This is a genomic window from Sphingobium fuliginis (assembly GCF_004152845.1).
GTDB classification, from domain to species: domain Bacteria; phylum Pseudomonadota; class Alphaproteobacteria; order Sphingomonadales; family Sphingomonadaceae; genus Sphingobium; species Sphingobium fuliginis.
In genome coordinates, this window is the sequence record NZ_SEON01000001.1 from 445,626 (window position 1) to 457,657 (window position 12,032).

Genomic DNA, 12,032 nt, shown 5'->3' on the forward strand with positions numbered 1-12,032 from the left:
CGGTCCTTGGGCTCTCCCTTCGCAGGAGCGCGGCAGTCTTTCAATCCCGCCGCCGGAATATCAAGGACAGATTGTTCGCGGGCATTTCGACCAGTCGCTGAAATGCCAGCCCCTCGCCCTCCGCAATCGCAATGACATCCTCGACCCGACGCAGGCCCCACTCGGGATCGCGCGCCCGAAGCGATGCGTCGAAGGCAAGATTGCCTGGCGCGGTTTCGACATCCTCCCGCAGATAGGGCCCATAGAGATAGAGCAGGCCACCCGGCGGCAGCGCGGCCCCCGCCGCCTTCATCAAACCGAGCGTCGCTTCCCAGGGGCTGATGTGCACCATGTTGATGCACAGGATCGCGTCCGTCCTTTCCACCGGCCCGCCTGCGCTGGCATCGAGCCTGAGTGGCCGACGCACATTGGGGAGCCCCGCTTCCTGCCGCCACGCTTCTATGGATGCCAGCGCAGCCGGATCGGAATCGCTCGGTTGCCAATCGAGCGCGGGCAGGGCGGCGGCGAAGTACATCGCATGCTCGCCGCTGCCGCTCGCCACTTCCAGCACCAGGCCGGAGGATGGCAGTTCCTCCCGAAGCACCGCCAATATGGCGTCGCGATTGCGCTCCGTCGCGGGGGCGTGGCGCTTGCCCGCGGCGGCGAGGCCGGAACCGGGTTCCCACGGCTCCGGCCCGTCCGTCATTCGGCCGCTTCCGCCAGCGCCGGCTCGGTCCATGTGAGGACCGGCTTGCGCGCAGCCAGCGTTTCGTCCAGGCGGCGGCGCGGGGCGAAATAGGGCGCGCCTTTCAGCGCCTCGTCACCTGCCTTGGCGCGTTCGGCCAGGCTGCGCAGCGCCAGGATGAACTGGTCGAGCGCGGCCTTGCTCTCCGTCTCCGTAGGTTCGACCAGCATCGCGCCATGCACCACCAGCGGGAAATACATGGTCATCGGGTGGAAGCCCTCGTCGATCAGCCCCTTCGCGATGTCGAGCGTGGTGAAGCCTTCCGCCAGCCCCTTGTCGCTGAACAGCGCCTCATGCATGCAGGGGCCGCTGCCGCCGAAGGGCGCGTCCAGCACATCGTCCAGGCTGCGCAGGATATAGTTGGCGTTCAGCACCGCATCGCTGGCGACCTGCCGCAGGCCGTCCGCGCCATGGCTGAGGATGTAGGTCAGGGCGCGGGTGAACATGCCCATCTGGCCATGGAAGGCGACCATGCGGCCAAAGGTCTGGCCGTGATGGTCTTCCGCCGTCTCTTCCTCGACCAGCACGAATTTGTCGCCCTGCTTTTCGACGAAGGGCAGCGGCGCGAAAGGGGCGAGCGCTTCGGACAGCACCACCGGGCCGGAGCCGGGACCGCCGCCGCCATGCGGCGTGGAGAAGGTCTTGTGCAGGTTGATGTGCATCGCGTCGACGCCCAGATCGCCGGGGCGGACCCGCCCGACGATGGCGTTGAAGTTCGCGCCGTCGCAATAGACGAAGGCCCCGGCGGCATGCACCGCGTCGGAGATCGTCTTCATGTCCCGCTCAAACAGGCCGCAGGTATTGGGATTGGTGATCATCACCGCCGCGACGTCAGGGCCGAGGCGGCCCTTCAGCGCTTCCAGATCGACCCGGCCGTCCGGTGTCGCCGGAATATCCTCGACCTTATAGCCGCAGAAGGCGGCGGTCGCAGGGTTGGTGCCATGAGCGCTTTCCGGCACCAGGATGACGCTGCGCGCATCGCCCCGCGCTTCCAGCGCCGCGCGGATCGCAAGCAGGCCGCATAATTCGCCATGCGCGCCCGCCTTGGGGCTCATCGCGACGGAATGCATGCCGGTCAGGGTCACCAGCCAGGCGGCCAGTTCATGGATCACCGCCAGCGCGCCCTGCACCGTCGATTGGGGTGCAAGCGGGTGAAGGTCCGCGAAACCGGGCATCCGCGCCACCTTCTCGTTCAGGCGCGGATTATGCTTCATCGTGCAGGAGCCGAGCGGAAACAGGCCAAGGTCGATGGCGTAGTTCTGGCGGCTGAGGCGGGTGTAATGGCGCACCGTTTCCTGCTCCGACAGGCCGGGCAGGCCAATGCTGTCGGTGCGGGCCAGATCGCCGAGACGGCTGGCGACCTCTGGCGCTTCGGCAAAGTCGACGCCAGTTGTCTCGGTCGAGCCGATTTCGAAGATCAGCGCTTCCTCCAGCATCAGCGCCCGGTTGCCCGTGGCGGTCGCGGGCGCGCTGTCGGCTTTGGTCAGAGCCTGCGGCGTGGTCGGCCGGCCTTCCTTGAGCATGGTCATGCCAGTTCCTCCTCCAGCGCCTTCGCGAAGATTTCGATATCCTCCACCGTCACGGTTTCGGTGACGGCGACGACCAGTCCGTTGCCGATTGCCGGCGCGTCCGGGAACAGGCGACCGAGCGAGACGCCGCCCAGCACGCCCTTGTCCGCCAGGTTGCGGACGACTTCGCGGGCGTCCTTCGACAGGATCAGGGTGAATTCGTTGAAGAAACTGTCGTTGAGCAGCGTGACGCCGGGCACCTGGGCCAGCCGGTCGGCCGCCTGAACGGCCAGCCCATGGTTGAGCGCCGCCAGTTCCCGCAATCCCCTTTCGCCCAGCAGCGTCATATGGATGCTGAACGCCAGCGCGCAGAGGCCGGAATTGGTGCAGATGTTCGACGTCGCCTTTTCACGGCGGATATGCTGCTCGCGCGTAGAAAGCGTCAGCACGAAGCCGCGCTTGCCCGCCGCGTCCACCGTCTCGCCGCAAAGGCGGCCCGGCATCTGGCGGACATATTTCTGCTTGCACGCGAACAGGCCCAGATAAGGCCCGCCAAATTGCAGGCCGACGCCGATGGACTGCCCTTCCCCGACGACGATGTCCGCATCCATATGGCCCGGCGCCCTGATCGCACCCAGGGCGACCGGCTCGGTGACGACCGCGACCAGCAGCGCGCCCGCCGCGTGGGCGGCATCGGCGAGCGGCGTCAGGTCGGCGATGCGGCCGAGAATGTCGGGATATTGGACGACGACGCAGCTTGTATCCTTGTCGATCCCGGCGATCAGCGCGTCGGTGTCGGTGGCGGCGTCCAGCGTCGGCGCCTGATGCACCAGCGCGTCGCCGGTGAACTTCGCCATGGTGTTGGCGACCGAGACATAATGGGGGTGCAGGCCGGACGACAGGATCGCCTTGCCGCGCCTGGTGATGCGGCGGGCCATGCCGATCGCTTCCCAGCAGGCGGTCGACCCGTCATACATGGAGGCGTTGGCGACGTCGCAGCCCAGCAGGCGCGCCACCTGCGTCTGGAATTCGAACAGCACCTGCAAGGTGCCCTGCGCGATTTCCGGCTGATAGGGGGTGTAGGCCGTCAGGAACTCGCCGCGCTGGATCAGATGATCGACGCTGGCGGGGACATGATGCCTGTACGCGCCCGCACCCAGGAAGAAGGGCGCTTCCCCCGCCGACAGATTCTTCCGCGCAAGGGCCGCCATGTGGCGCTCGACCGCCAGTTCGCTGGCATGGTCGGGCAGGCCGGCGATCTTGTCCGAAAGGCGGGCCTCGGCAGGAACGTCCACGAACAGGTCGTCAATGGAGGACGCCCCGATGACGGACAGCATGTCCTGCCGGTCGGTATCGGTAAGGGGTAGGTAGCGCATTTCACATATCTCCTCTCCCCTCCCCTTCAGGGGAAGGGCCGGGGGTGGGGACCATCCTCCAGACGCGGCGCCCGGGGCGGTCCCCAACCCCTCCCCCGAAAGGGAGGGGCTATTTGCTTCTCAAAGGCTCGCGACGAACTTCTTGTAGGCGGCTTCGTTCATCAGGCCTTCCAGTTCGCTGGCATCCGTGACGCGCAGCTTGAAGAACCAGCCATCCTCCTCGGCATCGCTGTTCACCAGCGCAGGCTCGTCTTCCAGCGCGCTGTTGGTTTCCACGACCTCGCCGGAAATCGGCGCATAGACGTCCGAGGCGGCCTTGACCGACTCCACCACGGCCGCGTCATCGCCCTTTTCGAAGGTCGTGCCCTCCGCAGGCAATTCGACGAACACGATGTCGCCCAACTGCTCCTGCGCATAATCGGTGATGCCGACCGTGGCGATTTCGCCCTCGACATCGATCCATTCATGTTCGTCGGTGAAATAACGGCTCATAAATCAATCCCCTTCCGAAAAGGACTCAGGCTTTGCGGCGATAACGGTGCGGAACGAACGGCATCGGCGCAACCTCCGCCGCGATGCGCTTGCCGCGCACTTCGATTTCGAGCGCCGTGCCGATCGCGCTGTGGGGCAGGCTGACCCAGCCCATCGCGATCGGCGCGCCCACCGTAGGCGCGAAGCCGCCGGACGTGACTTCGCCCACCTGCGCGCCGCCGGCATGGATCGTCGCGCCCTCCCGCGCCGGCAGGCGGCCCTCGATCCTCAGGCCCACGCGCTTCGAACCCGGTCCGTCGGCCAATTCCTTCATCACCCGCGCATGGCCGATGAAGCCGCCTTCTTCCCGCCTGCGCTTATGGATGGCGAAGCCCAGATCGGCGCCGATGGTGCTGACGGCAGGCGTCAGGTCATGGCCGTAAAGCGGCAGCCCAGCCTCCAGGCGCAGGGAATCGCGTGCCCCAAGGCCGATCGGCTTCACCTGCGGCAACGCGCAGAGCGCATCGGCCAGCAGCGTCACATCCGCGGCGGGCAGGCTGATCTCGAAGCCATCCTCGCCGGTATAGCCCGACCGGCTGATCCACAGCGGAACGCCGCGCCAGGTGAAGAGGCCGGACTGCATGAAGATCAGATCCGCGGTTTCCGGGACCAGCGTGGCCATCGCCTCCCCCGCTTCCGGCCCCTGCAAGGCGAGCAGGGCCTGCTCGTCCATGTGATTCATCACCACTTCATCGGGCAGATGCTCGATCATCCAGCCGATGTCGTCATATTTGGTCGCGCCGTTGACCACCATATAGATGTCCGCGCCGTCGAAGGCGCCGTCCCCCAGGCGGGAGACCATCAGGTCGTCCAATATGCCGCCTTCTTCATCGAGCAGCATCGAATAGCGCTGGCGAAAGGGCTTCAGCCCCTTGATGTCGCTCGGCAACAGGATTTCCAGCGCGTCGTCCACGCCTTCGCCGGAAAAGCCTATCTGGCCCATATGGCTGACGTCGAACAGCCCGGCATGTTCGCGGGTCCAGGCATGTTCGGCCATGATGCCTTCATATTGGATCGGCATGTGATAGCCCGCGAAGCCGACCATGCGCGCGCCCCTGGCGCGGTGCCAGCCATCCAGCGGCAGGTCCTGCAACGGCAATTCTTCTTCGAGATGGGCGATGTCGTCATTGCCGGACATGAGGGGCGGCCTTTCCGTGCGAGGGTCATTGGCGACAGACGCGCCCGTCCGGAGTCGGACTCATCGCGTTTGCCACCCCCTCTGTCACGGAACCTGAGAGCTTTGACCACCAGTCAGGCGACCGGATGGCTTACCCCTTCGGTGGGACGGCGCGAACCGTCCGCTTTCCAGAGTGCCTGCCCATGATGCGGTCCTTTGGCCTGAGAGATTCCGGGGCGGTTGCTCCTTCGGCGACGGGGTGGCCTGAAAGGCTTCCCATGCTCTCCCGCATCAAGTCCGATGACCGAATCCACGGCACCGGCGACAGTTCCGCATTGCGTGAAACGCGCCGCGCCGTCAATCGCTCAATCGGCGCCTTCCTCTTTTGCCAGCCGTTCGGCCAATATGCGCGCGGCCTGCCGCCGTTCGATCAGCCGCCGGTTGGCCGATGCGTCGTTCAGGACCAGGGCGCCAAGCCCCTCCTCCCCTTCGAACAGGCGCAGAAAGCGTTCGACGCCGGCGAAATTGGAGTCCGCGACCAGATGTCGCACCAGGTCGATCCGCCCCAACCAGAGCCGGTCGCCCTGCGCGCGCAGCAGGTCGGCAAGATCCTCAAGCTGGGCCGCGAGCGCGGCGATCTGCGGATGAAGGGCCATGACCCGATGCGTAGAGCGGTTTCAGGGCAAAGGGAATGCCGGACCGTCGCGAATCTCCGGACAATGGCTCAGGCCAGCGCCAGTTCACCGAAAATCTCGGCATGCCGCTTTTCGGCATAGCGGTCGGTCATGCCCGCGATGAAGTCCGCTATATGGCGGCTGCGCCGGGGTTCCAGCGTCGCGCAATCGTCGCGCCACTCCTGCGGCATCAGTTTCGGGTCGGCCTGATAGGCGCGAAACAGATCGGTCACGATCACGCGCGCCCGGTCGGCGGCCGCCAGTTGTGATGGGTGGTGATAGAGCGTCGCATACATGAACCGCTTGAGATCGCGCTCCTGCGCTGCGAGTTCGGGCGAGAAACCGACCAGCGGGCGTCCGGCCCGGCGAACGTCGTCGGCTGTCTCCACGCCCGCCGCAAGGATGTTGGCGCGGGTGGCGGCGATCAGGTCGTTCGCCATCACGCCGATCTGTTCCCGCACCAGTTCGCGCAGCAGGCGATCCTCCGGCACATCGGGATAGCGCGCGCGAACCCGGTCCCAGCAGCCTTTCACCAGCGGCACGCCCAGAAGCTGGTCCAGCGTCAGCAGGCCCGCGCGCAGCCCGTCGTCGATGTCGTGATTGTCATAGGCGATGTCGTCCGCGATCGCCGCAAGCTGCGCCTCCAGCGAGGCATGGCTGGCAAGGTCGAGCGGGAACAGCGCATCCACCTCCCGCATGGCCCAGCCGGGCCGCGTGACCGGGCCATTATGCTTGGCCAGCCCCTCCAGCATCTCCCAGCTCAGATTGAGGCCGCGGAACAGCGGGTAGGGACTTTCCAGCAGCATCAGCGTGCGCAGCGTATGCGCATTATGGTCGAAGCCGCCATGTGCGTCGAGCGCCGCCTCCAGCGCATCCTCCCCCGCGTGGCCGAAAGGCGGATGGCCGATGTCGTGCGCCAGGCAAAGCGCTTCGGTAAGGTCTTCGTTGAGGCCCAGTGTCCGCGCCGTCGTGCGCCCGATCTGCGCCACCTCCAGGCTGTGGGTCAGCCGGACGCGGAAATGATCGCCGTCGGGCGACACGAACACCTGCGTCTTGTGGCGCAGGCGGCGGAAGGCGATGCTGTGGATGATGCGGTCGCGGTCCCGCTGGAACATGTCGCGGGGCCCCCGCACCTCCCCGCCGGGTTCGGCATGGAGGCGGCCCCGGCTCTGGCCGGGATGCGAGGCATAGGATGCAAGCAGCGTCATGCCGCGCCCTTTAATGCCGTTTTCGACCATTGCCGAGTCGTTCGATGTTCCGATCGATGGGAAATCGCCCTATTTCGCCGGAAGCCGCTCAACCACTTCCCCGGCATCGCTTTTCCAGGCGAACACGTCCGCGCCCGCCGCCTTCAGCTTGTCCTCCAGCGCCCTGGCCCGCGTGAAGCTGCTGAACGGCCCGACAAGCAGGCGATTGGTGCGGCCCCAGCTCGCCACCCAGGCGTCCTGCGGTTCGAGCGAGTCATATTTCTTGCGCAATCCCTTCATGGTGAAGGCCAGTGCGCCCTTGTTCGCACCCGTACCGACCTGAAGCCAGTTGCGCGAGGGATTGGCGGCAAGGCGGGCCTTTTCCTCGGCCGCCTTCTTCTTTTCCTCAGCCAGTTGCCTGGCCTTGGCATCCGCTTCGGCCTTCGCCTTGGCGGCGGCGGCCTTCTTCGCCTTTTCCGCGGCAGCGGCGGCGGATGCCTCCCGCTCGGCGCGGCGGGCGGCCTGGATCCGGGCGACCTCCGACAGGTCGACCGCGACGACGCTCGACTGGCGTTCGGATTCCGGCACATCGATGGCGTGGATGATGTCCGCCAGCGAATGGGTGACGGCCGGATCGATCTGCTGCTGCTGCGGCGCAGGCGTTGCGGTTGGTGGCGGAGCAGCCGGCTGAGCCGACGGCGCGTCCACCCCGCCCTGTGGCGGGCTGGATGTGGGGGGCGCCGATGCCTGCGCCAGCGTGATCGCGTTGAGCTGGCTCGGCGGCGGGCTGGCGGGCGCCGGGCTTTGCGCCGGGACGGATTCGAAGCCGGGCGCCGGCGGGCCCTGCACATTGGAGGTGGCGGGAGCGGCGGCGGAGGCGGCAGCTTGCGGCGCGCGCTGCGGCGGAGGCGGCGTCTGGGTCTGGGTCTGGGTCTGTGGAATGGTGGAGGTGGGAACGGGCTGGCTTGGCGCTGGCGCGTTACGGGCCGGCGCTTCGGCCTGCGCAAGCCTCGTGGCGGTTTCGGTGCGGCGCGAACGACGATCCTGCTGCGCGGATCGGGCCGGCGGCGGCGTCCGGGCGGCGGGTTGGCTGGCCGGCGGTGCGGCAGGCGTGGCGGCCGCGAAAGCGGGCGGCGTGGGCGTGATGGCGGCGACGGTCGAACCGACATTGGCCGGGAAATGCCCGAAATGCACCGCCGCCGCCTTCTGGGCAGCGGTCAGATAGGGCATTTTCTGCATATAGGGCAGGATCGCCGTGGCAAGCTGCGACGGCATGGTCTGCTCCGCGATCTTCCTGGCGTCGGCCTGTCGGTTGTTCATCGCCAGGATGAACGCCCGGTAGCGCCAGGCCGCCCGGTCGCTCTTGTAGAGCAGCGGTTTCAGCACTCGTTCCGCCGCATCGACCTGACCGGAAATGCCAAGCGAGGCGGCATAGCGGTGGGTGAGTTCGACATCGTCCGGTGTCCGCTGGAGCGCCGCCTGATAGTCGCGCTGCGCGCCCGCCTGATCGCCGGTCATGTCCTTGGCAAGGCCCCGGTCGGACAGCAGGGTCGCTTCGGGAAAGCCCAGCCGCGTCGCCTGATCGAACAGGCGCAGCGCTTCGGCGGGGTTCTGGTTCTTCAGCATGACGCGGCCAAGGCCCGCCTTCACCTTGCCGTTGTTCGGCGCCAGCGTGTCGGCCCGGGCAAAGAAACCCGCCGCCGCCCGCGCGTCGTCCATGTCCAGCGCAGCCTCGCCCGCGCCGATCAGCGCCGTCACGTCACGCGGATTGGACGCCAGCCGCGCCAGATGATTGTTGAGGTTTTCCGCGCTGGAGGGACGCATCGCCTGCACCTGGGCGGGCTGCGCCAGAACCGGTTGCGCCAGCGCGGTGCCCGCTAGAAGCAGTCCGCGGAGAATCCATATGTCATAACGTCTCACAGACAGCCCTTTAGCGGATGGAGGCGGGACAAGGGAATATGTCGAAAGAAAAAGCGCGCCCGGTTGCCCATGGCAGCCGATGGCGCGCTTGTCAGTATGCCCCGGGGCGAACCCCGCGGCCGATTACTGGTTGCTCTGACGGTTCAGGAAACGCGGAATGTCGGGCGTCGGCGCGCCCTCATCGCTGGCGGCGGCGCCCTTGTCGGCGCCGCGGGTCAGGCCCGCCATCCGCTCGAACAGCGTGCCACCGGTGGCGACGCGCGGCGCGGCCTGCGGCGCCGGAGCGGGCTGAGCCGGCGCTTCTTCGGCCGCATCCTCACCCAGCAGCAACTCGTCCTGCGAAGGGTCTTCATCCGAAAACACTGCGGCGGGACGCTGCGGACTGAAAGGCGCAGGCTTCGCCGCCGCCGGCGCTGCGGCAGGCGGGGTCAGCGGAGCCGGGGCCGGCGCGGCGGGCACGTCGAGTTCCAGCGTTTCAGGCTCGGCTTCCGGCGCGGGCGCAGGAGCCGCGACCGGAGCCGGCGCAGGCTGCGGCGCGGGCTTGGGCGCGGCGGCGGTCGGCACCGCGACCGCCGGACGGCTGGCGAAGCTGAACGGCTGGGTCAGCGGCGCGGCATTGGCTCCCGCATCGCTGTCGATGCCGGTGGCGACCACCGATACGCGGATCTTGCCGTTCAGATTGTCGTTGAAGGCCGAACCCCAGATGATGTTCGCATCGGGATCGACCAGTTCGCGGATGTGGTTGGCGGCCTCGTCCACTTCCATCAGGCGCATGTCGTCGCCGCCCACGATGGAGACGATCACGCCCTTGGCGCCACGCATCGACACGCCGTCCAGCAGCGGATTGGCGATGGCCTTTTCAGCAGCCTGCAGAGCGCGGCCGTCGCCTTCGGCTTCACCGGTGCCCATCATCGCCTTGCCCATTTCGCCCATCACGGAACGGACGTCCGCGAAGTCGAGGTTGATGAGGCCCGGCATGACCATCAGGTCGGTGATGCCGCGCACGCCCTGCTGCAGCACCTCGTCCGCCATCTGGAAGGCTTCCTTGAAGGTGGTGTTCGGGTTGGCGATCAGGAACAGATTCTGGTTCGGGATGACGATGAGGGTATCGACATGCTTCTGCAGTTCCTCGATGCCCGCCTCCGCCGACTTCATGCGGCGATTGCCCTCGAAGGTGAAGGGCTTGGTCACCACGCCGACGGTCAGGATGCCGCGGTCGCGGGCGGCCTTGGCAATGACCGGCGCGGCGCCGGTGCCGGTGCCGCCGCCCATGCCGGCGGCGATGAAGCACATATGCGCGCCGTCCAGCGCCTGCTCGACCGAGGCGATGGTCTCTTCAGCGGCGGCCTTGCCGATTTCAGGGCGAGAGCCGGCGCCCAGCCCTTCGGTGATCTGCGGGCCAAGCTGGATGCGCCGTTCCGCAGGCGAGGCATTCAGCGCCTGCGCGTCGGTATTGGCGACGATGAAATCCACGCCCTCGACGGAGGCGGCGATCATGTTCGCGATGGCGTTGCCGCCCGCGCCGCCGACGCCGATCACCGCGATGCGTGGCTTCAACTCGTCCACATGCGGCGGGCTGATTTCAATGCTCATAAATTCTAGCTCCCTCCAGCTTCGGTGACGTGAGCGAAACTGTCATCGAAGGTTAATGCAACAGATGATGGCGTATTTCACCAGTAAAATTCGTCTGACCTGTGTTTATTTCAATAGTTCGTCTTCATCGCCTTCACCATTCTGTGCCACCATGCTGGCGCGCCGATACGATGAACGGTCTGGGGAGCGGGCGCTATCGTTCTAAGATCAACCGGGTTCGAAGCGCCGTAAAGCGCAAGTCCGGCCAGCGTCGCGAAGGCCGGGCCGCTATGCGCCTCCGGCATGGCGGCCAGGCCGCGCGGCCGTCCGATCCGCACCGCGCGGCCCAGCGCGCCCTGGGCATAGTCGGCAATGCCCTTCATTTCCGCGCCGCCGCCAGTCAGCACGACCTGCCGTCCGGTAGGCGTGTTGAAGCCCATGCCGGCGAGCGCCGCATTCACCTCCACCATGATCTGGTTCAACCGTTCGCAGATCACCGCCACCAAAGCGGCGCGGGTGATCTTGCCGCCATCGGCATTGGGGCCGGCGCTCTGCCCCGGAATGGCGACGTCGCCATGGGGCGCGGCGATCTCTATCATGTCGCGGAAGTCGCGGCGGTTCTGCATCGCGGACCCATAGAAGCATTTGATCCGCTCCGCCTGGCTGCGGCGGATGCCGAAGGCGGAGGCGATGTCGTCCGTGATGTCGGACGCGCCGATCGGAATGCTGTGCAGCCCGACCAGCATGCCGCCTGCATAGAGCGAGACATTGGTCACGCCAGCGCCCAGTTCGACCAGCGCCACGCCCAGGTCCCGCTCCTCTTCCGACAGGCACGCGAGGCCTGTGGCAATGGGGGAAGCCACGATGGAGTTGACGTTCAGATAAGCGCCGCGCACGCAGAGGTCGAGATTGGCGAGCGGCGCCCCGTCTGCCAGCACGACATGGATGTCGACGCCCAGCAGGTCCGCATGCATGCCTAGCGGCTTCTTCACCGGCACGCGGCCGTTGATGGTGAAACAGGTCGGCTGGGCATGCAGAACCACGCGCCCGTCCGGATCGATCCCCTGCTGGCCGGTGGTCAGAAGGTCATCGATGTCCGCCTGTTCGACGCGATAGCCGCCCATGTCGCGCTCGACCGTGACGACATCGCTGACCAGCGAGCCGCCGGAGAAGCTGACCCACACATCCTCGATATTCGTGCCCGCGACGCGTTCCGCCTGTTCCACGGTTTCCCGGACGGCGAGTTCGGTCCGCTCCATGTCCGCGATGAAGCCGCGCCGCACGCCCCGGCTTTCGCGCTGGCCGGTGCCCAGGATCGCCAGTTCGCCATTTTCGGTGCGCCCCGCGATCAGCGCGGACACCTTCCACGATCCGATGTCGATCGCGGTGACGAACTTCTCGACCTTGGGTTGAGCCATGGGGG

10 protein-coding genes and 1 riboswitch are annotated in these 12,032 nt (G+C 66.9%); all 10 genes read right to left on the bottom strand.

Annotated elements, in window-relative coordinates:
• Window positions 1-40 precede the first annotated feature (40 nt).
• The 10 genes from EWH10_RS02330 to ftsA all read right to left on the bottom strand — a co-directional run bounded on the left by EWH10_RS02330 (window position 41) and on the right by ftsA (window position 12,027).
• Window positions 41-685: a DUF938 domain-containing protein gene (locus EWH10_RS02330; RefSeq protein ID WP_044660123.1), complete on the bottom strand. Its 645-nt coding sequence runs from the start codon at window positions 683-685 to the stop codon at window positions 41-43.
• On the bottom strand, window positions 682-2,253 hold the full coding sequence (gene gcvPB / locus EWH10_RS02335) for an aminomethyl-transferring glycine dehydrogenase subunit GcvPB (RefSeq protein WP_044660124.1): 1,572 nt from the start codon (window positions 2,251-2,253) through the stop codon (window positions 682-684). Before gcvPB ends, EWH10_RS02330 begins: the two co-directional genes overlap by 4 nt.
• Window positions 2,250-3,608 carry an aminomethyl-transferring glycine dehydrogenase subunit GcvPA gene (gene gcvPA, locus EWH10_RS02340; RefSeq protein ID WP_044660125.1) on the bottom strand — a complete coding sequence of 453 codons (1,359 nt, stop codon included), beginning with the start codon at window positions 3,606-3,608 and terminating at the stop codon, window positions 2,250-2,252. Before gcvPA ends, gcvPB begins: the two co-directional genes overlap by 4 nt.
• Before the next feature lie 120 nt (window positions 3,609-3,728).
• A complete protein-coding gene (gene gcvH, locus EWH10_RS02345) occupies window positions 3,729-4,100 on the bottom strand; it encodes a glycine cleavage system protein GcvH (RefSeq protein WP_013040940.1) in 372 nt (123 codons plus the stop codon).
• Window positions 4,101-4,125: 25 nt separating this feature from the next.
• Window positions 4,126-5,277, bottom strand: a complete 1,152-nt coding sequence (gene gcvT / locus EWH10_RS02350) for a glycine cleavage system aminomethyltransferase GcvT (protein WP_083199155.1) — start codon at window positions 5,275-5,277, stop codon at window positions 4,126-4,128.
• Window positions 5,278-5,455: 178 nt separating this feature from the next.
• Window positions 5,456-5,555: riboswitch (glycine riboswitch) on the bottom strand.
• A 66-nt stretch (window positions 5,556-5,621) separates the two neighbouring features.
• Window positions 5,622-5,912 (bottom strand): hypothetical protein, encoded by a 291-nt coding sequence (locus EWH10_RS02355; RefSeq protein ID WP_044660126.1) that lies wholly within the window; start codon window positions 5,910-5,912, stop codon window positions 5,622-5,624.
• Between the two features lie 68 nt (window positions 5,913-5,980).
• Entirely contained in the window at window positions 5,981-7,138 is a 1,158-nt protein-coding gene (locus EWH10_RS02360) for a deoxyguanosinetriphosphate triphosphohydrolase (protein ID WP_044660127.1), read from the bottom strand.
• A 69-nt stretch (window positions 7,139-7,207) separates the two neighbouring features.
• Entirely contained in the window at window positions 7,208-9,037 is a 1,830-nt protein-coding gene (locus tag EWH10_RS02365) for an SPOR domain-containing protein (RefSeq protein ID WP_044660128.1), read from the bottom strand.
• 123 nt (window positions 9,038-9,160) lie between these two features.
• Window positions 9,161-10,630, bottom strand: a complete 1,470-nt coding sequence (gene ftsZ, locus EWH10_RS02370) for a cell division protein FtsZ (protein ID WP_044660129.1) — start codon at window positions 10,628-10,630, stop codon at window positions 9,161-9,163.
• A 110-nt stretch (window positions 10,631-10,740) separates the two neighbouring features.
• A complete protein-coding gene (ftsA, locus tag EWH10_RS02375; protein ID WP_044660130.1) occupies window positions 10,741-12,027 on the bottom strand; it encodes a cell division protein FtsA in 1,287 nt (428 codons plus the stop codon).
• Between the last annotated feature and the right edge of the window lie 5 nt (window positions 12,028-12,032).